This is a genomic window from Alteribacter keqinensis (assembly GCF_003710255.1).
GTDB classification, from domain to species: Bacteria; Bacillota; Bacilli; order Bacillales; family Salisediminibacteriaceae; genus Alteribacter; species Alteribacter keqinensis.
This window is the reverse complement of record NZ_RHIB01000001.1, coordinates 662022-687495: the sequence shown is the minus strand read 5'-3', so window position 1 is coordinate 687495 and position 25474 is coordinate 662022. Positions and strand designations below refer to the sequence as shown.

General features: G+C 44.0%; 25 protein-coding genes and 1 tRNA gene. 4 read left to right on the top strand and 22 right to left on the bottom strand.

Annotation, left to right across the window (positions count from 1 at the left end):
• Positions 1-16: 16 nt before the first annotated feature.
• From EBO34_RS03395 to EBO34_RS03385, 3 genes are read right to left on the bottom strand one after another with little or no spacing between them, the layout of a single operon-like run.
• Complete coding sequence (locus EBO34_RS03395) at positions 17-1567, bottom strand: acyl-CoA carboxylase subunit beta (RefSeq protein WP_122896535.1); 1551 nt, start codon at positions 1565-1567, stop codon at positions 17-19.
• On the bottom strand, positions 1567-2415 hold the full coding sequence (gene mce, locus EBO34_RS03390) for a methylmalonyl-CoA epimerase (protein ID WP_122896534.1): 849 nt from the start codon (positions 2413-2415) through the stop codon (positions 1567-1569). The genes EBO34_RS03395 and mce overlap by 1 nt, the downstream gene beginning before the upstream one ends.
• A gap of 20 nt (positions 2416-2435) precedes the next feature.
• The gene (locus EBO34_RS03385) at positions 2436-4082 is read right to left on the bottom strand and encodes an acyl-CoA mutase large subunit family protein (protein WP_122896533.1); all 1647 of its coding nucleotides are present in this window, start codon (positions 4080-4082) and stop codon (positions 2436-2438) included.
• 202 nt (positions 4083-4284) lie between these two features.
• On the opposite strand from EBO34_RS03385, the gene prli42 reads away from it, so the two are divergent.
• Complete coding sequence (prli42, locus tag EBO34_RS20540; protein ID WP_156906528.1) at positions 4285-4374, top strand: stressosome-associated protein Prli42; 90 nt, start codon at positions 4285-4287, stop codon at positions 4372-4374.
• A gap of 72 nt (positions 4375-4446) precedes the next feature.
• On the opposite strand, the gene EBO34_RS03380 is transcribed toward prli42, so the two are convergent.
• From EBO34_RS03380 to EBO34_RS03305, 15 genes are all read right to left on the bottom strand, one after another.
• Complete coding sequence (locus EBO34_RS03380) at positions 4447-4953, bottom strand: L,D-transpeptidase (protein ID WP_122896532.1); 507 nt, start codon at positions 4951-4953, stop codon at positions 4447-4449.
• A gap of 56 nt (positions 4954-5009) precedes the next feature.
• Positions 5010-5978, bottom strand: coding sequence for an aromatic acid exporter family protein (locus EBO34_RS03375; RefSeq protein ID WP_122896531.1), 969 nt, complete (start codon positions 5976-5978; stop codon positions 5010-5012).
• A gap of 144 nt (positions 5979-6122) precedes the next feature.
• A tRNA-Arg gene (locus EBO34_RS03370) sits at positions 6123-6197 on the bottom strand.
• 95 nt (positions 6198-6292) lie between these two features.
• On the bottom strand, positions 6293-6640 hold the full coding sequence (locus tag EBO34_RS03365) for a hypothetical protein (RefSeq protein ID WP_122896530.1): 348 nt from the start codon (positions 6638-6640) through the stop codon (positions 6293-6295).
• Between the two features lie 242 nt (positions 6641-6882).
• Positions 6883-7311 (bottom strand): BrxA/BrxB family bacilliredoxin, encoded by a 429-nt coding sequence (locus tag EBO34_RS03360; RefSeq protein WP_122896529.1) that lies wholly within the window; start codon positions 7309-7311, stop codon positions 6883-6885.
• Positions 7312-7431: 120 nt separating this feature from the next.
• Complete coding sequence (locus tag EBO34_RS03355; RefSeq protein WP_249413985.1) at positions 7432-8610, bottom strand: metal ABC transporter solute-binding protein, Zn/Mn family; 1179 nt, start codon at positions 8608-8610, stop codon at positions 7432-7434.
• Positions 8611-8883: 273 nt separating this feature from the next.
• Positions 8884-9357 (bottom strand): hypothetical protein, encoded by a 474-nt coding sequence (locus tag EBO34_RS03345; RefSeq protein ID WP_122896527.1) that lies wholly within the window; start codon positions 9355-9357, stop codon positions 8884-8886.
• A 139-nt stretch (positions 9358-9496) separates the two neighbouring features.
• Positions 9497-10786, bottom strand: a complete 1290-nt coding sequence (locus tag EBO34_RS03340) for a dihydrolipoamide acetyltransferase family protein (RefSeq protein WP_429699413.1) — start codon at positions 10784-10786, stop codon at positions 9497-9499.
• A 21-nt stretch (positions 10787-10807) separates the two neighbouring features.
• Positions 10808-11791, bottom strand: coding sequence for an alpha-ketoacid dehydrogenase subunit beta (locus EBO34_RS03335; protein WP_122896526.1), 984 nt, complete (start codon positions 11789-11791; stop codon positions 10808-10810).
• Between the two features lie 4 nt (positions 11792-11795).
• Positions 11796-12791, bottom strand: a complete 996-nt coding sequence (locus EBO34_RS03330; protein ID WP_122896525.1) for a thiamine pyrophosphate-dependent dehydrogenase E1 component subunit alpha — start codon at positions 12789-12791, stop codon at positions 11796-11798.
• 34 nt (positions 12792-12825) lie between these two features.
• Positions 12826-14250, bottom strand: coding sequence for a dihydrolipoyl dehydrogenase (gene lpdA / locus EBO34_RS03325; protein WP_122896524.1), 1425 nt, complete (start codon positions 14248-14250; stop codon positions 12826-12828).
• 19 nt (positions 14251-14269) lie between these two features.
• Positions 14270-15397: a butyrate kinase gene (gene buk, locus EBO34_RS03320; protein ID WP_429699412.1), complete on the bottom strand. Its 1128-nt coding sequence runs from the start codon at positions 15395-15397 to the stop codon at positions 14270-14272.
• A 70-nt stretch (positions 15398-15467) separates the two neighbouring features.
• Entirely contained in the window at positions 15468-16568 is a 1101-nt protein-coding gene (bcd, locus tag EBO34_RS03315) for a branched-chain amino acid dehydrogenase (protein ID WP_122896522.1), read from the bottom strand.
• Positions 16569-16668: 100 nt separating this feature from the next.
• A complete protein-coding gene (locus EBO34_RS03310; RefSeq protein WP_249413984.1) occupies positions 16669-17571 on the bottom strand; it encodes a bifunctional enoyl-CoA hydratase/phosphate acetyltransferase in 903 nt (300 codons plus the stop codon).
• Between the two features lie 177 nt (positions 17572-17748).
• Entirely contained in the window at positions 17749-19812 is a 2064-nt protein-coding gene (locus tag EBO34_RS03305) for a sigma-54 interaction domain-containing protein (RefSeq protein ID WP_122896520.1), read from the bottom strand.
• A 202-nt stretch (positions 19813-20014) separates the two neighbouring features.
• Between EBO34_RS03305 and EBO34_RS03300 the strand changes: the two genes are divergently transcribed.
• Positions 20015-20254: a DUF2627 domain-containing protein gene (locus EBO34_RS03300; RefSeq protein WP_122898485.1), complete on the top strand. Its 240-nt coding sequence runs from the start codon at positions 20015-20017 to the stop codon at positions 20252-20254.
• Positions 20255-20962: 708 nt separating this feature from the next.
• Here the strand turns inward: EBO34_RS03300 and EBO34_RS03295 are convergent.
• From EBO34_RS03295 to spo0A, 4 genes are all read right to left on the bottom strand, one after another.
• Positions 20963-21769 carry a hypothetical protein gene (locus tag EBO34_RS03295; RefSeq protein WP_122896519.1) on the bottom strand — a complete coding sequence of 269 codons (807 nt, stop codon included), beginning with the start codon at positions 21767-21769 and terminating at the stop codon, positions 20963-20965.
• On the bottom strand, positions 21739-22419 hold the full coding sequence (locus EBO34_RS03290; protein WP_122896518.1) for a glycosyltransferase family 2 protein: 681 nt from the start codon (positions 22417-22419) through the stop codon (positions 21739-21741). Before EBO34_RS03290 ends, EBO34_RS03295 begins: the two co-directional genes overlap by 31 nt.
• Positions 22416-23516 (bottom strand): putative cytokinetic ring protein SteA, encoded by a 1101-nt coding sequence (steA, locus tag EBO34_RS03285; protein ID WP_122896517.1) that lies wholly within the window; start codon positions 23514-23516, stop codon positions 22416-22418. The genes EBO34_RS03290 and steA overlap by 4 nt, the downstream gene beginning before the upstream one ends.
• A 148-nt stretch (positions 23517-23664) precedes the next feature.
• On the bottom strand, positions 23665-24456 hold the full coding sequence (gene spo0A, locus EBO34_RS03280) for a sporulation transcription factor Spo0A (RefSeq protein ID WP_122896516.1): 792 nt from the start codon (positions 24454-24456) through the stop codon (positions 23665-23667).
• 311 nt (positions 24457-24767) lie between these two features.
• Here spo0A and EBO34_RS03275 point away from each other — a divergent pair, with 311 nt between their 5' ends.
• Positions 24768-24989, top strand: a complete 222-nt coding sequence (locus tag EBO34_RS03275; protein ID WP_122896515.1) for a helix-turn-helix transcriptional regulator — start codon at positions 24768-24770, stop codon at positions 24987-24989.
• On the top strand, positions 24986-25459 hold the full coding sequence (locus EBO34_RS03270) for a hypothetical protein (RefSeq protein ID WP_122896514.1): 474 nt from the start codon (positions 24986-24988) through the stop codon (positions 25457-25459). Before EBO34_RS03275 ends, EBO34_RS03270 begins: the two co-directional genes overlap by 4 nt.
• The last annotated feature ends 15 nt before the right edge of the window (positions 25460-25474 follow it).

Here is a 25474-nt window from a genome sequence, read left to right as displayed (position 1 = left end):
GGAACCATCAAATGTCCTACAACGGGATATTCCCGTGCTTCTTTTTAGGACGGTCCTCTGATTTTCTTTCAAGCATTTCGAGACTCTGAATAAGTTTCTGCCTTGTTTCACGGGGATCGATGACATCGTCCACCATTCCATTAGCTGCTGCAACGTATGGGTTGGCAAATTTCTCCCTGTACTCCTCAATCTTATTTTGTCTTGTTTCCTCCGGTTGTTCACTTTCGTTAATCTCTTTTGCAAAGATAATATTTGCCGCACCGTGAGGCCCCATAACAGCAATTTCAGCATTCGGCCAGGCAAATACCAGATCTGCACCGATGGCTTTACTGTTCAAGGCAACATAAGCACCTCCGTACGCTTTTCTCGTTATGACCGTAATCTTTGGTACAGTTGCCTCCGAGTAAGCGTAAAGAATTTTTGCACCGTGACGGATTATACCGCCATGCTCCTGTTTTACCCCTGGGAAAAATCCTGTAACATCTTCAAACGTGATCAGAGGAACGTTATAACAGTCGCACATCCTGATGAATCTGGAAATCTTGTCAGAAGAGTCAATGTCCAGTCCCCCGGCCATTACTTTTGGCTGGTTTGCAACGAGACCGACTGAGCGGCCGTCGATTCTTGCGAAACCAACCACTGCATTTTTGGCAAATGATTTTTGAACCTCCATAAAAGACCCTTCATCCACAACCATTTCAAGAACCTTCCTGACATCATAAGGCCTTGCAGGATCAAAAGGTACCACATCCGGCAGATCGTAGAGAAAATCGTCCTTATTACCATTATGCTCCTGCCGTGGAGGCTTCTCTTCATTATGCTGCGGCAAGTAACCGAGTAAGTCTCTCACCTGACTCAGGGCAGCTTGTTCCGACTCGCAGGAAAAATGAGCGTTTCCGCTGATCGAGCCGTGAACAGAGGCGCCGCCTAATTCCTCTGCACTGATCTGCTCTCCTGTTACTGTCTGGATGACTTTCGGTCCTGTAATAAACATCTGGCTTGTTTTTTCAACCATAAAGACAAAATCTGTAATGGCAGGAGAGTACACAGCTCCTCCTGCACAAGGCCCCAGGATGACACTGATCTGAGGGATTACACCTGAATAAATAGAGTTACGGTAAAAAACATGCCCGTAACCATCAAGGGAAAGTACCCCTTCTTGAATTCTGGCGCCTCCTGAATCATTCAGGCCGACAAAAGGTGCTTTGTTTTTTACTGCAAGGTCCATGGCACTGGCAATTTTTTTAGCATGCATTTCTCCAAGGGCTCCTCCATAGACAGTAAAATCCTGGGCAAAAAGAAAAATAAGCCGGCCGTTAACTTTCCCGTATCCGGTAACAACACCTTCTCCGGGAGCCGATCCTTTCTCCATGCCAAAATCCAGGCACCGGTGCTCAATGTAGGGGTTTAATTCAACGAATGTGCCTTCGTCCAGAAGGAGATCGATTCTTTCTCTGGCAGTCAGCTTTCCTTTTTCATGCTGTTTCTCAATACGTTCGTCCCCACCGCCGAGCTCAATTGCCCGCCGTTTATCATAAAGTTCGTTAATCTTATCATACATGTCCATTACGACTTCACACCTTCTCCCTTTCTCGTCGGATCACAAAGTTCAACAAGTACACCGTTGGCCGCTTTAGGATGTAAAAAGGCAATAGGGTACCCGCCTGCTCCTGTTTTGGGTATTTCATTTAATACAGGAAGCCCCTCTTTTTTAAGCTGCACAAGGCGTTCCTCCAGTGACCCTGTAGAAAAGGCCACATGATGAATCCCTTCCCCTCGCTTTTTCAGGAAAGCTGCTACCGGACTTTTTTCATCCAAAGGTTCCAAAAGCTCCAGTTTCGTATTCCCAACCGGAATAAACGCGACTCTTACTCCTTCTGACGGAACTTCCACTACTGCCTCGGCTTTAAGATGAAGGTGATCAGCATAAAACGTCATCGCTTCATCAATATCATTTACTGCAATACCGATGTGATCAACTCCTGACGGCGGTGCAAGAAGTTCTTTTGATAACCCCTGCTTTTCCCGGACCGCCTGTTCGATATAAGCGGCTACAGCTTTCGTTGACGTGCCAGGTGTAAAGATCTTTTTGATCCCGTTTTCTTCCAGTTTCTTTGCATCCTGATGAGGGATAACCCCTCCTCCGAACACAATAATATCCTCAGCCTGTTCTTCTTTTAAAAGTTTCAGCACCTCGGGGAATAACACGTTATGAGCTCCGGATAAACATGAAAGACCAATGGCATCCACATCTTCCTGCAAGGCTGCTCTGACAATCTGTTTTGGTGACTGGCGAAGCCCTGTATAGATAACCTCCATCCCTGCATCCCTTAATGCCTGTGCAATGACCAGCGCTCCTCTGTCATGACCGTCCAGTCCCGGTTTTGCAATTAATACTCTTATTTTTTCTCTCATATGAATTACCTCCTCTGCCCCTATCCTTGATACTCTCCAAATACCTCTCGCAACGTATTGCAGATTTCACCGACCGTTGCGTACTCTCTAACGGCTTCTTTAATATAAGGCATAAGATTTGCGCTGCCTTCTGCATGAAATTTAAGCTCTTCCAGTGCCTTTTTCACTTTTGTATTATCACGGGTTTCCCTGAGCTCATTCAGCCGGTTATGCTGATCGCTTACAAAGCTCTCGTCCACTTCAAGTAATTCAGGCTCCGGTTCTTCATCGAGCTGGTATTTATTTACCCCGACCACTATTTCCTGTTCGTTCTCAATCTTTTTCTGCGTTTCATAAGCCGTTCTGCGGATTTCACGCTGCATATACTGCTGGTCAACAGCCGCAACGGCTCCTCCCCTGTTTTCAATTTCCTTAATATATTCCTGCGCTCTTTTTTCCATCTCATCGGTTAGGGATTCAACGTAAAAAGAGCCTCCCAATGGGTCAATCGTGTCGGCCACGCCGGTTTCGCTTGCAATAATCTGCTGTGTACGAAGGGCAATTCTGGCTGAGTCTTCAGTCGGCAGAGCGAGAGCTTCATCTTTGGCATTTGTGTGAAGGCTCTGAGTACCGCCCATTACAGCTGCAAGTGCCTGAAGAGCTACACGGACAATATTATTATCCGGCTGCTGGGCAGTGAGGGTTGATCCTGCCACTTGTGTATGAAATCTCAGCTGCCAGCTTTTTTCGTTCTTTGCTCCATACTCTTCTTTCATAATCTTCGCCCACATCCGTCTGGCAGCTCTGAATTTCGCCACTTCTTCAAAGAAATGGTTGTGCCCGTTAAAGAAAAAGGCAAGTCTTGGTGCAAATGTATCAACATCAAGCCCGGACTCCAATGCTGCATCAACATAGGCTTTCGCATTGGCAATAGTAAAGGCCAGTTCCTGTACGGCGTTCGATCCCGCTTCCCGGATGTGGTAACCGCTGATTGAAATTGTGTTAAATTTAGGCGCATGTTCCGCACAGTATGAAAAGATATCAGTTATGAGTCTCATGGAAGGTTTCGGTGGGAAAATATACGTCCCCCGTGCGATATATTCTTTTAAAATGTCATTTTGTATGGTCCCTTGTATTTTTCCAGCCGGCACTCCCTGCTTTTCTGCTACAACCATGTACATAGCCAGAAGGACAGCTGCCGGGGCATTAATGGTCATCGAAGTACTTACTTTATCGAGGGAAATCCCCTCAAGAAGCTGCTCCATATCCTCCAGTGAGTCAATGGCAACACCGACCTTCCCAACTTCTCCAAGGGCCATTGCATCGTCGGAATCGTACCCGATCTGAGTAGGAAGGTCAAAAGCAACACTCAGACCTGTCTGACCTTGTTCAAGAAGATACCTGAAGCGTCGGTTCGTTTCTTTTGCGGACCCGAACCCTGCATATTGTCGCATCGTCCAGTGACGCCCCCTGTACATCGTACGGCGGATTCCCCGCGTATATGGAAATTCACCGGGAAGGCCAAGTTCCGTTTCATAAGAACCGGTCAGTTCATCAGGTGTATACACCCGGTCTACCGGTATAGCGGATGATGTCTCAAAACGCTCAGAACGTTCCGGTCTTTTCGCTGTTTCATTTTCAGTCTTTTCCTGCCACTGCTTAAAATATGACGTCTCTTTTGTTTTCATAGGTGTGTGACCTCCTTAGATCAATAACCGCGTTAAAGAAAGCGCTAACATACTATACTTCGATTTCGACACCGTTAATTCCTTCTCGTCAATAAATTCAATGTGTTCCTATCATAACCAGTACCTTTGGATGCCCCCTTGTATAAACCGGATATTTTTATTAAAATATGATATATGACTTCTTGTAAGGAGGTATTCACCTATGCCCCGAAAAGCACGCAAAGCCATTATTTATATGATGATTGCAATTATGTTCCTTGGTACAGTAATGATGGGAGCAACAATGTGGTAAAAATAATAAATCGGGAATAAAATGAGGCTGCATCCAAAGAGTTCTTCTTTGGATGCAGCCTCTCTTTCGTTCCTATTCAATTGCCCCGTAATCAATACCAATTTCCTCAAACGTCCTGGAATCGTTTATCACCAGAATTTTCATTCCCACAGGCACTTCCTGAAACAGGAACTCAACATCTTCGTTATTCATCCTGATGCATCCTGCAGTAATCGCGCGGCCGATGGACTCAGGGTTGTTCGTACCGTGAATACCATAAATCCTTCCGTCCGTATTCAACGCATCAAAACCGAGCCACCTTGTTCCCAGAGGATTGTTTTCACTTCCGCCCGGAATGTCTTTTTTCCGGTAGTATGGATTCTCTGCTTTTACAAGCAGGTTGAATTCACCCTCAGGAGTATCATCGCCTTCCTTTCCAATGGCAACAGGAAAAATACTTTTTATTTCCCCTTCGGATATATAAGCCAGTTCATGACGTTCTTTATTCACAACCACGTACGGATCTCCCGGAAGCGGGTTTTCTCCCAGCGGCCAGACCGGCGAGACAATCAGAAGACACGCTAACACCACATTTATCACAATACCAGCCCCCGGTCCGATTTTTTATTACTATTCATCTAAAACCGGTTTCGTATTCACTTAAACATGGCGTAGGCTTTTTTGGGTTTGAACTGTCTTTTAATAATCAGGTATTGCTCAATTTCTTTAATCAGCTGATGAAGAGCCGACCTGGTCTCAAATTCATCTCTTGTCTCCGGGAGAGCCATGTCTTTAAAAGACTCCTGCAGCTCTTCAAGCCTCTCAATAAACAAGTGAGCTGTATTCTCAGGATGGACGCCTTCACTCAGTTCTTCAAGAAAATCCGCAATCATTTCCCCCTGTTTTACTTTAATGTCAATAGAAGTTAACAATGGCATCATCCGTTCAATGATATCAAGCTGCTTTTCCCTCATTTTAAAATAATGATAGTAAAGGTCTTCGTATCTCAAAACGTGATTTTCCAGGTTATCAAGGGATATGCTTTTCGCCCGGTGGACAATATCTGCCGCTTCAGTCAATTCTTTACCTGACCAAGCGTTATCGCCTTCTTTTACGTAAACCGAAAACTCATGAAGAATCCTTCTGATCTTATCCTCCAGTTCACTCTGGAGTCTGAGAAGTTCCGTTTCCACACTGGGCATGTATATATTCATAAGCAATGCACAGCCGATTCCTATCAAAATCAGAGCGAGTTCGTTTACTACTATCGGACCGCTGATTTCCTTAAGCGTATAGATATGTAAGATAATTACGGTACTTGTTACAATACCAGCCTGTACTTTTAACACGAGGGTGGTCGGAATAAAGAGTAAGAGCAACAGCCCCACACTGAGTGGATGATATCCCATTACTTCAAATACAACACCTGCATAGACGAGGCCGATCACGCACGCCAGCAGACGGGCCCAGGACATCTGAAAAGACTTTTTCTTAGTCTTTTGTATACAGAGGACGGTGATGATGCCTGCAGACGCATAGAAGTCTAATTGAAACCACTGGGCAGCCGCAATAGCCAGAGCAGCTCCAAGTGCGGTTTTCAGCGTTCTGTACCCGATTCGAAACACACAATCCCCTCTTTTCTGATTTATCGTTTAGTATAGGAATCTATACCCTTTTTAAACGATGCAAAAATTATTTGTCTGTTTACTATTTCACAATAATAATACAGAAAAACCTCCGTATATACGGAGGTTTATGTATTGTTCAGTTGGCGCGCCCACCAGGATTCGAACCCAGAACGCGAGAGCCGAAATCTCGTGTGATATCCATTTCACCATGGGCGCCTGCAAAAACGGAAGCACGTTCCGTTTGCACTATTGAAGTATAGCAATAAACTAGAAAGGAATCAAGATTTATTTTTACACTTCAAAGAAAAATTTTACACTTCTTCATCAAACATGTTTTCAAACCGTTCGTTCATCTGCTCATCGCTGTATCCCATTTGACGAAGTCTTCCGGCGAAGTTCTGAGCCCACAGCTTAAGACGCTGTGCCATCTTTTTATACTTTTTGGTGCGTGTCCCTTTTTCTTCTTTCGCACGTCCATCAGCATTTGACATGATGTTCTCGGAGATGAACAATCCTCTCCACACATCTTCTTCGTCAAATTTATCAGCATTTGCATTAAAGTTATCAATTACTCTTTTATAAAAGTCATCAAACTGATCAAATGGAATCTCTTCATCCATGTTTAAGTATGTATGAATTTCTTTGTAAAGCTCCTGCATGACTGACACTCCTTTTCTTTTTCGTTGGCTCTGTTAAACTGAGTTGTTCATTAACGCTCATTGCAGAGGAGACGCAGGTGAGCTCGTTGCACGCATATGAATTACCCCTGCTTCTTTTTCTGCAAGTTATGCTTCGCAGCTTTCTGCGTCGACGCAATTCGCAGCTGATACTTGACGCTCATCGCTAACGTGAGAATTATAGCATAAATAAAAGGAGGCTTCCACCTCCTTTTACCTTCGTATTACCCTTTGAAGTAAGTATCAAAAGCCTGCTCAAGCTTCTGAACAACTTCAATCGGTTCATGTCCTTCAATCTCGTGACGCTCAAGCATCGTTTGTATCTTCCCATCCTTCATGAGTGCGAAAGAAGGTGAAGACGGCTCATATCCCTGAAAATAGTCACGTGCACGGGCTGTAGCTTCACGGTCCTGGCCCGCAAAAACAGTTACATAGTGATCTGCCTGAACTTCATAATTCTTCATATAATGAGCTGAAGGGCGGGCAATTCCACCTGCACATCCGCAAACTGAATTTATCAATACCAATGCTGTGCCACCCTTGCCGAATACCTCATCTACCTGCTCGGGGGTTGTAAGCTCTTCGTAGCCTGCCTCAACCATATCTTTACGTGCTGTCTGAACCACATCATTCATAAATAGCTGAAAGTCCATATGTGAACACTCCTTTATAATAGCCTGAATTTAATTTTACACTGTATAGGATGATTTACCAAGTGTCTGCGTTTATTTTCCTAAAAAAGAAGACCCGCAACAAATGCGGGCCGTGTATTATTAGTCGTGAAGAGCTGTTTCCAGCACCTCGATGTTTCGTCTCATCAGACTGAAGTAATCTTCTTCATTTTCCACATCTTCTTCTGTCAGTGCTTCCAGGTTATGAAGCCAGAGATCTTCTGCTCCGATTTGTTCCCTGACCGTTTCAGCGATGTTTGTTGGAATGTTCTGTTCAAACATGATGTAATTAATGCCTCTGTCTTCAGCAAATGTAATTGTTTCCTGTACCTGCTGAATTGAAGGCTCATTGTTAGGGGACAATCCTGAGATCCCAACCTGGTGAATGCCGTACCGGTCATCCCAGTAGCCGTACCCGGCGTGAGACACAATAACTGTCTCCTTGGTTTTGTTGTCACTCATTTCCTGAAACTCTACATCAAGCTCAAGGAGATCTCTTTCCAGTTCCTCAAAGTTTTCTGTGAAATACTCTTCAGACTCCGGACGAAGTTCAATGAGTGCCTCTTTAATATTCTCAGCAAGGTCTACCGCACGGACAGGGTCGAGCCAGACGTGAGGGTCCTGATCACCATGACCGTGATCATGCCCATCCTCGTGGCCATGCTCATCTTCCTCATGACCGTGATCGTCTTCTTCGTGACCGTGTCCATCTTCCTCATGACCGTGATCATGCCCATCCTCGTGGCCATGCTCATCTTCCTCATGACCGTGATCGTCTTCTTCGTGACCGTGTCCATCTTCCTCATGGCCGTGATCGTGATCATCCTCGTGGCCGTGTTCATCTTCTTCATGGCCGTGATTGTGGTCATGGTCGTAATCAATAAGATCCACTCCGGCTGAGGCCTCAATGACTTTTACATTTTCACCATCAAGAACATCTTTAATTGAACTTGCAAAACCTTCGAATCCTGCACCGTTATAAACAAAAAGATCTCCATCTGCTACACTGATCATTTGTTGTGCTGTTGGTTCAAAGGTATGAGCATCGGCGCCGACAGGTACAATATTTTCAACCTCTACCTGCTCACCTCCAACTTTCTTTGCAAAGTCCTCCAAAGGATAAAGTGTTGTATAAATGAGCAGAGGATCTTCCGCTTCCTCTGCAATGTCCTCTCCGTCCGTTTGTTGTTCCTCTGTAGCATCCTCCTCAGCGCCGCAAGCTGCTAAAAACGCTGATGCAGCGAGCATTGTTGATAATAATCCAGCCTTAACCCTTTTCAATTTAAGTTTCCCCTTTCGTAACGATTCCGTTTTATTAACAAAGTGTATTGTATCGGATTTGTTACGATTTGTAAACAGTAATAATTATGATTTGTAATATTATCTCTGTTATCCTTGGGGGCTATGGAATTTATTTCATCTTTACCGGTGGTAAATGTAGGTTTATCGACTTTATTATTTTTTATACGTTTTAACAGCTCCTTCACCTCCAGAGCGCTCTTCCACAATCACTCCAAGCAAAAAGAGGGAAGACTCCTCCTCCCTCTTCATCCACTACTGTTCTGTTTTCACATGGTTCTTTAAATAGTCGTTCATTTCTTTTTGTAAGGCGAGGAGATCTGGAAGAACGTCTTTAATTGCTTCATCATTCCGTTCCTTTACCGCTTTTAGAAAGCTCTCCTGCACCATTTCGTGTTTCTCTTTCCACGCTTCACCCTTTTGTACGTGATCTTTCAGCTTTCCTTCTTTCTTCAGTTCTTTGTATTTTTTTATCAGAGACTCGCGCTCATTTACGATCAGACGCCATTCTTCTTTCAATTCAGGCTGATACCTGTCAATAAGCAGATCATAGTAGAAATTAAAGTGTGGTCTGAGAGCGTCGTGCCGAAGGTAATACTGATGGTAAACATTATTTTCATGGTTGTCCCTCTTTACTGCAGGGGACGGCTCCTCTGCGCTTGTATTCATGGGACTGATAAGTGAAAATGCGATTATAATTATCATCATAAGAGAAACCACTCTGTTCATCGTTAACACCTTCCTTGCAAATTGGATATGGATAGTTTTCCAATCAAATTCAAGATTATGCTATTCCATACAGTGCAACATTGTTTGAAAACACAAAAAAGCTGCCAAGAGGTTTTCCTCTTAACAGCTTTTCTATTACTTAATATAAGCTGATATTCTCTTCGTTCATTGTTTCGAGCGTTTGTTTTACGTCTGCCATGAAATTTCCGCAGATAAGACCATCTAGTACACGATGGTCAAGGCTCATACAGAGATTCACCATATGTCTTACTGCGATCGCATCATTATCCAGTACAACCGGTTTTTTCACGATTGATTCCACACTCAGGATTGCTGCCTGAGGGTGGTTAATAATTGGCTGGCTCATTACCGAACCAAAAGAGCCTGTATTGTTAACGGTAAATGTACCGCCCTGCATGTCAGCCTGGCTCAGGCTGCCGGACCGTACTTTGCTTGCAAGAGTATCAATCTGTCTTGCCAGCCCTTTTATGGATTGTTCATCTGCATGCTTAATGACAGGAACAAACAATGAATCTTCCGTAGCTACTGCCAGAGAAATGTGTACATCTTTGTGGCGTAGAATTTTATCCCCCTGCCAGCTTGAATTTATCTGCGGGTATTTCTTAAGTCCATCTACAACCGCTTTTACGAAGAATGGCAAAAATGTAAGCTTCATGTCTTCCTGCTCTGCAAATTGGTTTTTCACTTTATTTCGGTACTTCACAAGGTTTGTGACATCCACTTCCACCATCATCCAAGCATGAGGTGCTTCGTGCTTGGATTTAACCATGTTTTGGGCAATCGCTTTACGAACACCCGAAACAGGAATTTCTTCAACACGGCCGCTTACGACCGGCTCAGGTGCTTTCGATGCCTTTGGCGCTTGCGGCGCATCTGAAACGGTTTCAGTTTGCTGCGTCTGATGCTTCGGTTCTGCTGACTTCGGTGCCGTATCTTTAGAAGGAACAGAGCCGCTGTCAATTAACGTCTGAAGGTCTTTTCGGGTAATTCTGCCCCCGCGGCCTCTTCCAGTAACCTGTTCAAGGTCAATGCCATGCTCCTGAGCAAGGCGTAATACAGCAGGAGAATAACGTTTTTTATTAGAAGTATCTCCTTCTTCTTCAGCCTCAGGCTCCCCGCCCGCTTCAGAATCAGGTGCATCATTTGTTTCTTCCTCCGGTGCTTCCTCACCTTCGACACTGATGGTACAGATAACACCGCCAACCTCAATTGTTTCATCTTCGTCTGCGACAAGTTCTGCAATTGTACCTGTAAAAGAAGACGGTACTTCTGCATTCACTTTATCTGTCATTACTTCCGCAATCGGATCGTATTTATTAACGTGATCGCCCGGCTGGACCAGCCATTTTGATATTGTTCCTTCTGTAACACTCTCCCCAAGCTGGGGCATTGTGATTTTCGTTGCCACGGTTTGGTACCTCCAGTTCAATTAAAATTCGGCTAAATCCCTCATTGCCGCTTCTACTTTATCAGGGTTGACCATAAATTCTTTTTCCATCGTCGGTGCATAAGGCATTGACGGTACATCAGGTCCGCAAAGACGGCGGACAGGTGCATCAAGATCAAAGAGACATTCTTCTGAAATAATGGCAGATACTTCACTCATGATGCTGCCTTCTTTGTTGTCTTCTGTAACAAGCAGGACTTTCCCCGTTTTCTTCGCAGCTACCACAATTGCTTCACGATCAAGCGGGTACACAGTCCGTAAATCAAGAATGTGTGCACTGTATCCGTCTTTTTCCAGTTTTTCAGCAGCCTGCATGGCAAAGTGAACACAAAGGCCATAAGTTATTACGGTAATGTCTTCCCCTTCACGCTTCACTTCGGCTTTTCCAATCGGCAGTGTGTAGTCATCTTCAGGTACTTCCCCTTTAATAAGACGGTACGCACGTTTGTGTTCAAAAAACAGAACCGGGTCATCGTCACGAATCGCAGCTTTTAAAAGACCTTTTGCATCATAAGGAGTTGAAGGCATTACAATTTTCAATCCCGGAACATTTGCAAACAACGCTTCAACGGACTGTGAATGATAAAGAGCTCCGTGAACACCGCCGCCATATGGTGCGCGGATCGTAATCGGGCAGTGCCAGTCATTGTTTGATCGGTAGCGGATTTTGGCAGCCTCTGAAACAATCTGGTTTACAGCAGGCATGATGAAGTCAGCAAACTGCATTTCGGCAATGGGACGCATGCCGTACATAGCGGCTCCGATTCCTACTCCGGCAATGGCAGATTCAGCAAGCGGAGTATCAAGTACACGATACTCGCCAAATTGTTCATAAAGTCCGTTTGTAGCTCGGAAAACACCTCCGCGCCTTCCTACGTCTTCTCCCAGTACAAAGACGTTTTCATCTCTTTCCATTTCTTCTTTTATAGCCAATGTAATTGCTTCGATGTAAGATTTAACCGCCATCGTGTCACTCCCCTCCATAAACGTGATCGTATGCCGTCTTTGCATCAGCGTATGGCGCTTTTTCAGCATAGTCTGTTGCTTCGTCGATCACTTTTCTCAGTCTGTCTTTAAGTTCTTTTTCTTTCTCTTCAGTAAGGATACCGGCATCACGTAAGTAATCGCCAAATGTGAAGATGGCATCCAGTTTTTTTGCTTCTTCCACTTCAGACCGCTCACGGTACACACTGTCATCATCATCACTTGAGTGTGGTGTCAAACGGTAGGAAATAGTTTCAATTAAAGAAGGTCCGTCCCCGCGAACTGCTCTTTCACGGGCATTTTTCACTGCTTCATACACTGCAAGAGGATCATTACCGTCCACTGTTTCTCCGTGAATCCCGTATCCGATAGCACGGTCCGATACTTTTTCACATCTCAGCTGCTTGTCATAAGGAACAGAAATGGCATATTTATTGTTTTCACACATGAAAATACAAGGGAGATCGTGAACACTTGCAAAGTTAATTCCTTCGTGGAAGTCCCCCTGGTTGGAAGACCCTTCCCCAAAAGTGGTAAAACTTACGAAATCCTGGTTTTTCACTTTTGCAGCCAGGCCGAAACCTACTGCATGAGGAACCTGGGTTGTAACCGGAGAAGATCCTGTTACGATCCGGTTCTTCTTCTGCCCGAAGTGACCAGGCATCTGGCGTCCGCCGGAGTTTGGATCCTCTGCTTTCGCGAATCCGGAAAGCATGAGTTCTTTTGCCGTCATACCGAATGTAAGGACAACACCCATATCACGGTAATAAGGCAGCACGTAATCTTTCTCTCTGTTCAAAGCCATGGCAGCTCCAACCTGGGCCGCTTCCTGTCCTTGACAGGAGATAACAAACGGGATCTTACCTGCCCGGTTAAGTAACCACATTCGTTCGTCAATCATTCGTGCAAGGAGCATCTGCTCATACATTTCAAATACATCTTCGTTGGACAATCCTAATTGTTCATGGCGCTGTTCTGCCATTGTAGTCCCTCCTTCTATTCTTTCGTTCATTTGCTTATCCATGGATGGCCTTCCCATCAACTGCAAGAGCGGCTTCACCAATTGCTTCAGACAGGCTCGGGTGGGGGTGGATGGTTTCTGCCACTTCCCAGTGTGCTGCATCAAGTACTTTAGCAAGGGCTGCTTCAGATATCATGTCTGTTACATGAGGACCGATCATATGAACACCAAGTAAATCGTCTGTTTTTGCGTCGGACACAAATTTTACAAAACCTGTTGTGTCACCATACACAAGGGCTTTTCCGATAGCTTTAAAAGGAAATGTCCCTGTTTTTACTTCGTATCCTTTTTCTTTTGCTGCTTTCTCCGTAAGGCCTACGTTCGCTACCTCTGGAGAAGAATAGGTGCATTTTGCAACCATGTCAGCATCGACAGGATGGGCATCCTGGCCATTCATATGCTCAACAGCTGCTATTCCTTCATGTGAAGCTACATGTGCGAGCTGCAGACCACCAATTACATCACCGATGGCATAAATGTGAGATTCTTTTGTCTGATAGTGTTCGTTAACAGCAATGTAACCATTCTCAACCTGGATATCCGTATTTTGAAGACCGATATCATCAACGTTGGCAGCCCGACCGACAGATACAAGCACTTTCTCGCTCGTCACTGCCTTCGTCTCTCCTTTATGCTCATAAGGGACAGTCACTTGTCCATCCTGCTCTTCAACCTCACCGGAAAGAACCTTGGCATCCGTGATAACCGTAATTTTTTTCTTTTTTAAGGCTCGCTTCATTTCTTTTGAAATATCTTCATCTTCAAGAGGCAGAACGTGCGAAGCATACTCAAGAACCGTAACTTCTACTCCGAAATCAGACAGCATGGATGCCCACTCTATCCCGATTACTCCACCTCCGATAATGGTGATTGACTGGGGAAGTGATTCCAGTTTTAATGCATCATCGGATGACATGATGGTTGTTCCGTTTAACTCAAGACCCGGAAGCGTTTTCGGGTGGCTTCCGGTCGCTATCAGAACATTCTTCGGAACAAGCATTTCATTGTCCGTTCCATCAAGGTTTTCTACACTGATCGTTCCGGGTGACGGAGAAAAGATCGAAGGACCAAGAATCCGGCCGTGACCTTTAAATACATCGATTTTTCCTTTTTTCATTAAATGCTGAACACCTTTATAGAGCTGTTCAACAATTCCCTCTTTGCGCTTTTGAACCTGACTGAAATCAAGAACCGGCTCACCGGCGGTCACACCAAAATCTGCACTTTTTTTAACAGTCTGAAAAACCTCGGCACTGCGAAGTAATGCCTTACTTGGTATACATCCGTTATGTAAGCATGTCCCGCCCAGTTTCCCTTTTTCAACAATTGCCACTTTTATACCGAGCTGGGCTGCGCGGATGGCGGCTACATAGCCGCCGGTCCCGGCCCCTAAAATGACTAAATCATAATCTTTTGACATAATATACTTTTCCTCCTCTTCAGCTGAAATCTGCCGTGTTTTTCACTTTCGCTTCAGCATATACTTTTGCTGTTTCTTCTTCTCTGAGCACCCGGAGAGCTCCTTCTGCCAATGCTTCAAGCTCGTTCTCCCCAGGCTTTACAATAACATCCGAAATCCAGTGAATTCGTTCAATAATCCGGTGGATAAAATCTTTTCCATAAGCAAGACCGCCTGTAAGAATGATGGCATCTACTTCACCTTTTAAAACTGCTGCTGAACCTGCAATTTCCTTGGCAATCTGATAGGCCATTGCATGATACACAAGCTCCGCCTTGTCATCCCCGGAAGCAATCCGCTTCTCCACTTCAACGGCGTCATTTGTCCCGAGGTAACCGACCAGGCCGCCTTGTCCGACAATTTTTTTCATTACTTCATCGGAATAATATTCTCCGCTAAAGCACATAGCAACTAAATCACCTGCAGGAACTGTCCCCGCTCTTTCAGGAGAAAACGGTCCTTCCCCGTGAAGCCCGTTGTTTACATCAATGACTCGTCCACCTTTATGGGCACCTACAGTGATGCCTCCGCCCATATGGACGACAATGAGATTCATCTCTTCATATTTACACCCTTTTTCTTTTGCTGCTTTTCTGGCCACGGCCTTTTGGTTGAGTGCATGAAAGATGCTTTTCCTTTCAAAATCAGCAAATCCGGAGACTTTTGCCAGTTCATCCATTTCGTCAACCACAACAGGGTCGACAATATAAGAAGGAATGTTCAGCTGTCTTGCAATTTCATTTGCCACAATTCCTCCGAGGTTGGATGCATGCTGTCCGGAGTATCCTTCACGCAAATCCTTCAGCATGAGGTCATTCACTTCGTAGGTTCCACCTTCTATAGGCCTGAGAAGCCCCCCTCTGCCTACGACGGCAGATAATTTGGATAAATTGATTCCCTGATTATCGAGAGTCTCCAAGATCATCTGTTTACGAAATGGATATTGATCGATGATGGAATCATAGTTTGCCAATGAATCACGATCATGACGAATCGTTTCCTCCATGATTGCTCTTTCATTGTCAAAGATGCCAATTTTCGTAGATGTTGAACCTGGATTGATCGCTAAAATTCGGTATTCTCTATTCTCCACTTCGCTTACCTCCATCAAGTTAAAACCAAGCTTTCCGCCAAAATGGCGGAACCTTTTCTTTATTCAGTGAGTCACGTCCCGGTAATTATTTTCTTCCCCGGCTGATGATGCTCATACTATTTTGCAGGAACTGCTTTCTTGACTTACGCATCGTTTCAATACGCTCTTCTGCCATTCTGTCAGCTGCAACATAAGTTGGAATGTTATCACGTTTTGCAATTTCAAAGATCTTGGAAATGTTATCGTAAATGGTCTCCACCTTCTTCATTGCCCGCTCACGGTTATAGCCATTCAGTTCATCCGCTACATTAATAACGCCACCGGAGTTAATGACATAATCGGGAGCATAAATCATCCCTTTTTCTTCAAGAGCATCACCATGCCGTGTCTCTTTTAGCTGGTTGTTTGCTGCACCGGCAATGACTTTTGCTTTAAGCTGTGAAAGGGTTCCATCATTAATTGTTGCTCCAAGGGCACAAGGTGCATAAATGTCACAGTCCACACTGTAAATATCGTTGATGCCTACACTCTCTGCTCCAAACTCCTCAACCACTCTTGCTACAGCCTCTTCATTGATATCTGTAACAATCAGTTGTGCTCCTTCTTTATGGAGGTGACGGCAAAGGTTATAGGCAACATTACCAACACCCTGGACTGCCACTCTTTTTCCTTCAAGGGAGTCTGTACCGAAGGCTTCTTTTGCGGCAGCTTTCATACCCACATATACACCATAAGCCGTTACCGGGGATGGATTGCCCGAAGAACCGAATGCTGGGGAGATACCTGTGACAAACGGTGTTTCCTGGTAGACTAAATCCATATCTTCTACGGTCGTACCAACGTCCTCTGCTGTAATATAGCGGCCGTTCAGCCCTTGAATATACCGTCCGAAAGCACGGAACATGGCTTCGTTTTTATCTTTACGAGGGTCGCCAATAATTACTGTCTTACCGCCTCCAAGATTTAAGCCGGCCGCTGCATTTTTATACGTCATCCCTCTTGCAAGTCTGAGAGCATCTTCAAAAGCATACTCTTCTGATTCATACGTCCACATCCGTGTTCCGCCAAGTGCAGGTCCGAGCGTTGTGTCGTGGATGGCAATAATCGCCTTCAGCCCTGACTGCTTATCCTGACAGACCACAACCTGCTCATAATCATACGTTTCCATATCTTTAAATAGTTCCATTTTTTCTTCCTCCTCATATTCCCGGTCACTTTCTCCCCGGATTCCAATATTTATTATTGATCATTCCATTAAAGGCTGGACATTTTAACCACTTTAAGGCTCAACCTGCCGAGCCGACAGCAACAGCAATGGAAAGAAGCTTGCTTTCCGTTGAATCTGCCCTTGATGTTAAGACAATGGGTGCCTTGGCACCGGTAATGATTCCTCCTACTTCTGCATTTCCAAAGATGGTTAGGGACTTATAGAGAGCATTACCTGTTTCTATAGCAGGCACCACCAGAATGTCAGCATACCCCGCTACGTCAGAGTGAACCTTTTTCTGGCGGGCTGCTTCTGGTGATACTGCGATATCAAAGGCAAGAGGTCCGTCAATCGTACAACCGGCAATCTGGCCTCTTTTATTCATCTGAGTAAGTACTGCAGCATCAAGTGTAGCCTGCATTGCAGGATTTACTGTTTCCACAGCCGCCAACGCAGCTACTTTCGGTGTTTTGATACCGATACTCTTTGCCACGTCCACCGCATTTTGTGTAATCGCAATTTTTTCTTTTAAATCAGGTGCAATATTCATAGCAGCATCTGTCACGAACAACAGTCCGGTCCGTGCCGGGAGATCAAATGCAGCTACATGAGATAGAACATTCCCTGTGCGAAGCCCACTCTCTTTATTCAAAACAGCTTTTAGGAGCGTAGAAGTTCCAACCATGCCTTTCATAAGTACATCAGCGTCACCTTTACCCACAAGTCCGGCTGCAATCATTGCCGATTCCTGCTCGGTTTCACTGTCAATAAATTCACATCGTTCAATTGCGGATACACCTGTTTGTTTTGAGAGATCTTTCATAAGCTCTAATGGACCGACAAAAATAAACGAAGCAATCCCGTATTCCAAAGCCTGTTTTGCAGCAAAAAACAACCCTTCATCTGTTGCGTGTGCTACTGCTACTTTTCTTTCACTTCTGACAGATGACTGTATTTCTTTAAGTAAGTCTTCAAAAGTCAACGTAAACCCGCCTTTCATATATGACGATGATCCACCTGAATTATAATGCAAAAACCATGCCAACTAACCAAAGACGGAAACCGCTTACAGTTCGCGGGGTTAATCGACAAATCAATTGTGGGTATATGCAAATTTTTTCATACCACGCAAGTAATTGCACGCAATTTGGTGTGAAAATCATCTTTTGATGGATAGTTTGTCCATCTTATAATATAAATTACGGATGGATAACCCGAGGGCCTGAGCCGTTTTTGTTTTGTTGCCGTTGCATACAGACAAAGCTTCTGCAATAATCTGTTTTTCCTTCTCTTTCATTTGTTCTGCCAGGCTTAGGATTTCACCATTTTCAAAAACCGATTCCGTATGATTTTCCTGCGTTTTAAGGTCGCTGAACCTGGGCAGATGTTCTTTATCAATGTAATGGACTGAGAAGTGTGTATGAATCATTGCACGCCCCAGAACGTTTTCCAGTTCCCGTACATTCCCTGGCCATTGATACGTCTGAAGATGGGCAACCGCTTCTTCAGTAAGTCCTTCTACATTTCTTCCATAGTCCTGGTTTAATTTAGTTAAGAGATGCCTGCACAGCTTTTCTAGGTCTTCTTTTCTAGCTCTTAAGGGAGGAATCTGAATTGGCATCCGGTTTAAACGGTAATAGAGGTCACTTCTGAATTCCTGGGTGTTCATCATTTTCTCAAGATTGACATTTGTAGCCGCCACTACCCTGACATCAATATCAAGGGTTTTCGTACTCCCTACTCTCACAACTTCCTTTTCCTGAAGGACCCGGAGCAGTTTTGCCTGAGTCTGGCTCTTTAATTCACCAATCTCATCAAGAAAAATTGTCCCGCCATGTGCTTCTTCAAACAACCCTTTTTTCCCGCCCCGTTTGGCTCCTGAAAAAGCCCCTTCCTCGTAGCCGAATAACTCGCTTTCAAGCAGGCTTTCAGAAATCGCAGCACAGTTTACTCTTACAAACTTGTTGTATTTCCTGTCACTTGCATTATGTATCGCATGAGCAAAAAGCTCTTTTCCCGTCCCCGATTCCCCTCTCAGGAGAATGGTAACAGGCGTTTTGGCAGCCATTTTTGCCTGTTCGATGGCAAAGGTAAATTCCTCAGACTGGCCAATAATATCTTCAAATGTATATTTAGCTTCAAGAGTACGGATAATCTGCTTTGCTCTCTCAAGCTCAGTGTTAAGGGTTTCCAGTTCAGATAAGTCATGGATAACACCTACACTGCCTTTTAATGTGCCATCTACAATTACAGGGGCTACGTTTACAAGGACATCCTTTTTCTTCGGACCCACTTTCATTCTCGCACCGCGGACCGGCTTTCTTGTTTTTAATACCTGAAGGTGCATACTCTCTCCTTCAGAAATGTCCGTAGTTGCAGGTTTATGAAGCACTTCCTCTTTTGTAAGACCTGTGAGGCGTGTATAGGCAGGGTTTATCATAAGTCCCTTTCCTTCTTCGTTCACCACACTTATGGCATCATCTGAAGAGTGAATAATCGCTTCAAGCATTGTCTGTACACTTTTAAGATTTGTAACTTCTTCTGCCATTTCTTCTATTTCCGTAATATCTTTAAATACCCCCAGAGCACCAATAATCTTGTTTCCATCTTTTATCGGCATTCTCGTTGTAACAATCGATCTGTTTTTCTGAATGATCTGGCGACGGTTTTGTTCGGTTTTCCCTGTATGGAGTACCCTCGGGAGTTCACTTGTGGGGAGAACTTTACTTATTTCCGTGCCCATAATATCTTCTTTGTTTAATCCTGACATCTCTTCTGCACGCTTATTAATCAAAGTGATCTTTTCATTCTGGTCGATAGCGATCATTCCATCGTGTGTAGAATCCAGGATTAGTTCGAGCTTTGAAAAGTGCTGTGTTTTTTCATATAATAACTCTTCTTTTTCTTCAATAAGATAAAATAAGATCGAGGCTACTGAGCTCGGTATAATGGAGACCGGCCTGCCTGCAAGCTTCCTTTTTACCTGTTCGTAAAGAGCATAATCATCGGTTACTTCAATGACGGCATCTAAATGAGCAAGGTCCTGAAGTGCCTGTTCCCACTCTGTAAAAACCGGTATATTGCAGTTTCTTGCCTTTCTGCATCCGGGACTGTCCGGATTTATATCTACAACTCCTGCAACTTTTGTGTAAGCAGTATTGTAGAGTACATCAAATAATGAAGCACCTCCCCTTCCACCTCCGATAAGCAGAATTCGTTTCATACAGGCAACACCTCCATTTACAGTCTTCTACCCATTAGTTTACCCTTTATGCAATTTTTTTCATAGTAAAAGCAAGAAACAATACCGCAACCCGGGCTGGCGGATGAACCTTTTGTCAGGTTTGCGGACATGCCAATATTCGTTTAAAATAAGACTATAGTTAATGTTTTACCGAAAAACAGAAAGGAATTATCTTATGACTATACAGCGTTTTTTGGCCCTGATTGTACTCGTTATTCCCGGGTTAATCGCAGGTTACGGAATTAAATTAATGAGAGACACTGTTTTTACTATATTAAACCCTCCTTTTCCTTTTTTATTGTTGCAATTTTTCGCAGGACTCCTTGCACTTATTCTGGGGGTATGGTTTATTGGAGGATTTATTCTGCATCGGGACCGTAAGAACAACAAAGTAGCACCACGGTTTCAAAAACAGTCTTAACCTGATGCTCTTTTCGTAAATATTTTTCCTCTCAAATGGCTTCTTCAATGATTAAAGCCCTCTTAGCAGGGATCAAAGCCTTTTACTTTATTTTTTATGTTAAAAAGCAACAATTTATCCGAAACTTTGTTTTCGCATAAATTGTTGCTTTTTTCACGTCCTTAAAGGTGCAGCCTGCGTGCCTTTCGCTTTCCGCGGCGGTGCCGGAAAGCCTCTTCGTATTGCGTCCTGTGGGGTCTTGCCCGGCCCCCACAGCCCCAGGAGTCTCAGGCACTGCGCCTTCATTATCTTTTACAGCAAAAACATGATATTAGGCTTGACTGATCGTAGGAAATGAGGCTGGGACATAACGAACGTGTTTAGCTGAGAACCCGAACAATGTACTAACTTAACGGATGAAATATACGTAGAGTCCTGCGGGATGAAAAGCAAAGGTGAGACCTCGGAGTGCGAAAGCACGAGGAAGCTCACCAGCTTCCCGCGGAAAGCGAAGGGCATTCGGGCTACATCCTGACTTCTTCTGCTTCAAATTTTTAAATCCCTTAACTTGATGGCTATGGGGGAGACCCCCGGAAGCGCAGCGCTGAGGATCGAGCCGCCCGTGGAAAGTGCAATGTGTGGAATTTAACACGTAACGTTTTTGAGTCTATTTTACAAAAACGCAGGACTCACAAGGGATCAATGCCACTTCATGAGCCGCCGTCTTTATTACGAAGTGGATCTTTTTTGCCCAAAAAGATCGATAACACTTAACATTCTGGTATTCATGATCAGCTTGCTTATGGAGTACTTCTCAGCAATTAATGTAAGGCATCCGCACACCATCGTTGAGATAAAAACAAATCCGTCACTGCCTGTATGCATAATGGCAATAGTCAGGTAGGCACCGACGAGCATTGCACCGTTATCGCCGAGCATCGTCTTCTCTCCAGCTTCTTCCCTGGCCCATAACAGGAGGAGAATACCCAGTCCGCTTATTTGCGGAAACCCTGCCGAAACAACGATAACTGCCATTATCATCAGTGTGGCTGCTTTCATCACTCTTAAAGGACGGGTGTCAAGGAGGTTTACGACATGGGGAAGCAAGGTTACGAGTGGAAGATAAAAAAGGGCCTCGAGCTGGGTAATGCTCTCCCCTCTGTACAGCATTGATAAATAAAGGCCGGCAATTACAGCGCCTCCGCCTGCTTTTATAAGACCCGTCGTCACTGTACGATTCATGAAACAATATTGAACATGACCCTTAATTCCTTTTGGGTATGCCTTGCCGAAACGGTCATCGACCCAGCCGATCATCCAGGTGGCGAAGAGAAAACAGTAGTCAGGCATGTTTATGGAAGTAAGCCCGGGCTGAACAATCTCCAATGTTACCCAGAGTAAAAATACCATGCCGAAATTGTAGGGCACATTCTTTTGACGGACATTTGGTACAGTCCATTTATTATTTATGAACATGCGCCTCGTTACACTGTAGAAGATAAGGATTAATATAGGTTTCCAGAGGTACGATGCCATAAAATACGCTCCATTTCATACCATTGTCTTGCCCTGTGAATCATTCCCCGCACGGTTTTACCGTAGGCATGATGTTCCATTTTTACAGGTACTTCTTTGATGACAGCTCCGTTTTTAAGAAGATCAAGATTGCATGCCATTTCAAAGCCGTATCTGCTGTGTCTCACATCTTCAGAAAGACTCTTCAGCCACCTTCTGTGAAAAGCCCTCTGTCCTGATAAAGGGCTTGTCATGTGTACTTGAAATCGCCGTTCAAGGACTCTTTGTGCCCGTCTCTTCATAAACCCGAAACCTTTGTTTGCTGAATCAGGAGGTAACATCGCCACCGTTACATCAGCCTCGTTCATTTTTAAGGGACGTAAAAGATTGAATGCATGTTTTGCAGTGCTTTTTAAATCAGCATCCAACAGCATTACATAATCACTCTTCGTTTGTTTTAACCCTGTTATTGCAGCCTGCGCTTTTCCTTGATTAACATGGAAACGGTACACATAATCCGTGTAGTCGAATGCAATTCTGGAAGTTTTATCAGTACTTCCATCATCAATGACCAGTATCCTGCTGACCCAATCCTCATTGCGAAGGGCACTGAGGGTTTCTCCGATATTTTTTTCTTCGTTATAAGCAGGAATTACTACATCAACTTTCATCTACGCCCTTCCCCCCCCTCACCTTCCCACTCCAGCTTTTCTTCAAGAAGCCGGTGTATGCTTTTTCTTTTACCTCCCGAGTAGAAAGGACCTACAGAAGTAAGAAACTTATGAGATGCTTTAATATCACTTACTTTATCACCAAGAAAAGACCTTGTCAGAAGGGTGGAACCCATACCGGGCCGGTTTTTTTCAAGCATTTCCAGATAGCCCGTTCTACAGCCTATTGTATAGATATGCTCAGCACCTGATTTACCTGCAAGAACAATAGCCAGGTCTTCACTGACACCGGGAAACCTGCAGGTACTTGAAGTTTTACCAGCCTTTTTAAGACGGAGGTAGCCAGGACTTTCACCACTCATATAAGCATGAGCAATAAACGTGGATGAAAGAGTAAGAATGTCGTCAGGAACGGAATCCATATCACCGATTACAAAATCCGGCACTGCTCCGGCACCCAAAACCCCTTCAGCCGCTCCATCCACTGCAAGAATGACTGTTTTCGGAGTTCTTATCATATCCTGCCAGTAAAGAAGGTCTTTCATATAACCCGGACCTCTTGCCACCACGATAACACGCTTCCCCTCCAGCTCGGGAATTGCCTCAAGGGATTCCACACTTTTGATAAACAGTGGTAGTTCATTTTGGGCAAAGGTTAAACTGTTTTCCATAAATGCAGTAAAAGTGTGCATCTGTCTGTCATAACTTTCAGCTATACGCACCATAAGCTTTGTGGAATCCCACTTCGAGATTTCACCTGCCCTGGTCCACTGACCTTTTATTTTCCTGAAAATCTCTCTGTCTGTAATCATGATTTCAATTCCGGAATATTCGAGATCCCTCGAAGACGTTTTAAGGTCATAGACGGGAATGTGGTGTTCCAATAACAGCTTCACACCCTCATGATAAAAAGTGCCGGACATGGATTCTCCAGCATTGACAATTGCTTTAACTTCTTTTTTAATAAGAGATTCGGCTGCAACAAGGTCAATATCCTTATGATTGATAAGGGCAATGGAACGATCAGGCATATTCCTTACCAGATCTTTCGTTTTTTCACCGTAGTATCCGGCCCCGACGATGACAGGTCCATTCATGGCCATGTCCTCCTGTAAATGAGAATTACGGTTAGTATGTACGTAAGTACTTCTTTTCACTCAAACCTTGATTTTGGAAAATAAAAAAAGAACGATCCGGAGGTGTGGCCCCTTGATCGTTCTTTCTGCCATTTCTGCATGTTGGCTATCAGCTGACTTTGTGTTCGATTCGGAGTTTATCAGCAACCATTGCGATAAATTCAGAATTTGTTGGTTTTGCCTTGCTTACACTGACTGTGTAGCCGAACATTTTGGAGATTGATTCAATATTACCCCGGCTCCATGCTACTTCAATTGCATGGCGGATGGCACGTTCTACACGGCTTGCTGTCGTATTGAATTTTTTTGCAATGTCGGGATAAAGTACTTTCGTAATGGAACCGAGAAGTTCGATGTCATTGTATACCATCGTAATTGCTTCCCTAAGATACATATACCCTTTAATATGAGCAGGAACACCGATTTCATGAATAATGCTGGTAATACTGGCATCCAGATTCATGGGCTTGTTTTCCTTCCTCATCCCTTGCATACTGCCTGAAGACTTCTTCACGTAGCTGGAAGCATTTCCACTCACATCACGGATTTTACCAATAAGTGTATCCATGTCAAACGGCTTTAGTATATAATATGATGCCCCTAATTCCACAGCTTTTTTAGTAACGTCCTCCTGTCCGAAAGCGGTAAGCATTATGATGTTCGGTCTTTTGGAAAGCTTTAGATTGTTCATCTTATCGAGAACTGCCAGTCCATCCAAATGAGGCATGATAATATCTAAAATAAGAACGTCCGGCTCAGCTTCCTCGACCAGATCCAAACATTCCTGTCCATTATAAGCCTTCCCGATTACTTCCATGTCTTCCTGAGAGTCAATATATTCTTCTAGTAACATGACCAGTTCACGATTGTCATCCGCTACACACACTTTTACATTTTGCACGATGTTTTTCCTCCCCATTACAATTTCGGTTCATTTGAATATAGATTCGACAAACAGAACCCAATTCCTTTTGATTTCTTATTTTTTCTAAAAAAACTTATCTTTTCTCTCGTTTTTAAGCTTATACTCTTGTTTTCGACTATATTCGATTAAAACACTGTTTATTCTTGAATGTTTGTCGAAAAATCTCTATTCATTGTAACATATTTCGTTTTAAGGTATTCCCACCGAAAAAATGTTAAGTACTCTTTACATTAAGTTAAACATAGTATACAATGGAAACAATTAGAAAATGATGGAAGGGATGCCGGATGGAAGAAAAACTCTACAACCGTGTTAAAGAGCTTCGCGCAAGGAAAAGACTGACCCAGCAAGCTCTTGCTGACGATGCCGGAGTAACAAGGCAAACAATTGCAGCCATTGAAAAAGGAGATTACCTGCCTTCAGTACTCCTTGCACTAAAGATCAGTGATGTATTCTGCATGAACCTGGAGGAGGTATTTTCAATTAAGAAAGGATGGGATGAAGGATGAAAATTGCACGCGTAACCTACTTGTTTAATTTAGTCTTGTTAGCGCTGTTTGGCTGGGGAATGTTTGAGTTGTTAAATGCGAGTCAGCAGCTTGCGGGTATCGCCGAGAGTCCTGAGCCCCCCTGGGTTATGAAAATGAATCTAATGCCTATGATTGCTTTATTAGCCCTGGGTTTCATTGTTCCCTTCGTGTTTTCAAAACTTTTACCAAAAGGTAAACGGTCACTGAAACACTTACTTATTCCAGGAGAACTGTTTTCTGCTGATGAAAGAGAGGAACAGGTCATACGAATAGCATGTAAAAATGTATATATTGCTATGTGGCTGACCGTATCAATAGTTGCAGCAGTGATGACCGCCTATCCGCTTATGATATCGGTTTTTCCCCAGCTCCCGGTTCTTCTTGTGCTGTTGATCCCACTTGTTTTAATCACTACATTTCAGGTGACGATTGAAAAGAAAATGAAGTAAAAAAAAGGCGGGCTG

Excerpts from the sequence above, each read along its gene's own strand:
- EBO34_RS03305 (WP_122896520.1), bottom strand. The coding sequence starts at position 19,812 with ATGAAACGAATTCTGCTTATCGGAGGTGGAAGGGGAGGTGCTTCATTA.
- EBO34_RS03360 (WP_122896529.1), bottom strand. The coding sequence starts at position 7,311 with ATGGACTTTCAGCTATTTATGAATGATGTGGTTCAGACAGCACGTAAA.
- buk (WP_429699412.1), bottom strand. The coding sequence starts at position 15,397 with ATGGAGGTAAGCGAAGTGGAGAATAGAGAATACCGAATTTTAGCGATC.
- EBO34_RS03365 (WP_122896530.1), bottom strand. The coding sequence starts at position 6,640 with ATGCAGGAGCTTTACAAAGAAATTCATACATACTTAAACATGGATGAA.
- EBO34_RS03295 (WP_122896519.1), bottom strand. The coding sequence starts at position 21,769 with ATGGCATCGTACCTCTGGAAACCTATATTAATCCTTATCTTCTACAGT.
- steA (WP_122896517.1), bottom strand. The coding sequence starts at position 23,516 with ATGAATGGACCTGTCATCGTCGGGGCCGGATACTACGGTGAAAAAACG.
- EBO34_RS03270 (WP_122896514.1), top strand. The coding sequence starts at position 24,986 with ATGAAAATTGCACGCGTAACCTACTTGTTTAATTTAGTCTTGTTAGCG.
- EBO34_RS03335 (WP_122896526.1), bottom strand. The coding sequence starts at position 11,791 with ATGGCGGTTAAATCTTACATCGAAGCAATTACATTGGCTATAAAAGAA.
- bcd (WP_122896522.1), bottom strand. The coding sequence starts at position 16,568 with ATGGAACTATTTAAAGATATGGAAACGTATGATTATGAGCAGGTTGTG.
- mce (WP_122896534.1), bottom strand. The coding sequence starts at position 2,415 with ATGAGAGAAAAAATAAGAGTATTAATTGCAAAACCGGGACTGGACGGT.
- EBO34_RS03395 (WP_122896535.1), bottom strand. The coding sequence starts at position 1,567 with ATGGACATGTATGATAAGATTAACGAACTTTATGATAAACGGCGGGCA.
- prli42 (WP_156906528.1), top strand. The coding sequence starts at position 4,285 with ATGCCCCGAAAAGCACGCAAAGCCATTATTTATATGATGATTGCAATT.
- EBO34_RS03290 (WP_122896518.1), bottom strand. The coding sequence starts at position 22,419 with ATGAAAGTTGATGTAGTAATTCCTGCTTATAACGAAGAAAAAAATATC.
- EBO34_RS03385 (WP_122896533.1), bottom strand. The coding sequence starts at position 4,082 with ATGAAAACAAAAGAGACGTCATATTTTAAGCAGTGGCAGGAAAAGACT.
- EBO34_RS03345 (WP_122896527.1), bottom strand. The coding sequence starts at position 9,357 with ATGAACAGAGTGGTTTCTCTTATGATGATAATTATAATCGCATTTTCA.
- lpdA (WP_122896524.1), bottom strand. The coding sequence starts at position 14,250 with ATGTCAAAAGATTATGATTTAGTCATTTTAGGGGCCGGGACCGGCGGC.
- EBO34_RS03275 (WP_122896515.1), top strand. The coding sequence starts at position 24,768 with ATGGAAGAAAAACTCTACAACCGTGTTAAAGAGCTTCGCGCAAGGAAA.
- EBO34_RS03330 (WP_122896525.1), bottom strand. The coding sequence starts at position 12,791 with ATGGCAGAACAGCGCCATGAACAATTAGGATTGTCCAACGAAGATGTA.